Below are 1,326 nucleotides of genomic sequence, written 5' to 3'. Positions count from 1 at the left end.
CCTCGATCAGGTCGTTGCCCTCACGGGTGCGCTCACCGACACCGGCGAACACGGAGACACCGTCGTGGTTGTTGGCGACACGGTAGATCATCTCCTGGATGAGCACCGTCTTGCCGACGCCGGCGCCGCCGAACAGACCGATCTTGCCGCCCTTGACGTACGGGGTCAGCAGGTCGATGACCTTGACGCCGGTCTCGAACATCTCGGTCTTCGACTCGAGCTCGTCGAAGTTCGGGGCCTTGCGGTGGATGGACCAGCGCTCGCCCTCGTACTGCTCGTCGACGTTCAGCACCTCACCGAGGGTGTTGAACACCTTGCCCTTGGTGAAGTCGCCGACCGGGACGGTGATGCCGTCGCCGGTGTCGACGACCGGGGCCTGGCGGACCAGACCGTCGGTCGGCTGCATGGAGATGGTGCGGACCAGGCCGTCACCCAGGTGCTGGGCGACCTCCAGGGTCAGCGTCTTCTTCTCGCCCGCGTTGGCCGGGTCGGCGACCTCGACGTGGAGGGCGTTGTAGATGTCCGGCATCGCGTCGACGGGGAACTCCACGTCGACGACCGGGCCGATGACCCGGGCGACGCGGCCCGTAGCCGTCGCGGTCTCAACAGTGGTGGTCATTATCGGTCACTCCCCGCGGTCGCGTCGGCCAGGGCGCTGGCGCCACCGACGATCTCGCTGATTTCCTGGGTGATTTCGGCCTGGCGGGCCGCGTTGGCAAGACGGGAGAGCGTGTTGATCAGCTCGCCCGCGTTGTCGGTGGCCGACTTCATCGCGCGCCGCGTGGCGGCGTGCTTCGAAGCGGCCGACTGGAGCAGCGCGTTGTAGATGCGGCTTTCCACGTAGCGCGGCAGCAGGGCGTCGAGGACGTCCTCCGCCGAGGGCTCGAAGTCGTACAGCGGGAGGATCTCGCCCTTCGGGCGGGCCTCCTCGGCGACCTCTTCGAGGCGCAGCGGCAGCAGCCGGGCGTCGAGCGCCGTCTGCGTCATCATCGAGACGAACTCGGTGAAGACGATGTGGAGTTCGTCCACACCACCCTCGGCCGTGTCCTTCTCGATGGCCTCGATCAGAGGCGCCGCCACCTTCTTGGCGTCCGCGTACGTCGGCTCGTCCGTGAAGCCCGTCCACGACTCCGAGATCTTGCGCTCACGGAAGTTGTAGTGGGCCACACCGCGCCGGCCGACGATGTACGTGTCGACCTGCTTGCCCTCGCGCTCCAGGCGCGCGGTCAGCTGCTCCGCCGCCTTGATCGCGTTGGAGTTGAAGGCGCCGGCCAGACCGCGGTCGCTCGTGAGGAGCAGGACCGCGGCACGGCTCGGGTTCTCCGC

2 protein-coding genes are annotated in these 1,326 nt (G+C 67.8%); both read right to left on the bottom strand.

The genetic code is table 11. The features are described 5' to 3' along the window. Positions 1 to 619 (bottom strand): F0F1 ATP synthase subunit beta (locus IE312_RS40000; RefSeq protein WP_502266969.1); only part of this gene is annotated, 619 nt, incomplete at its 3' end. Continuing rightward, positions 619 to 1,326: F0F1 ATP synthase subunit gamma (locus IE312_RS14450; RefSeq protein WP_229899726.1), on the bottom strand; the 708-nt coding region annotated here is incomplete at its 5' end. The genes IE312_RS14450 and IE312_RS40000, both read right to left, overlap by 1 nt.

Origin of the sequence: Streptomyces capoamus (assembly GCF_014654935.1) — a bacterium.
Classification (GTDB): domain Bacteria; phylum Actinomycetota; class Actinomycetes; order Streptomycetales; family Streptomycetaceae; genus Streptomyces; species Streptomyces capoamus.
This window is presented reverse-complemented; position numbering and strand designations above follow the sequence as displayed.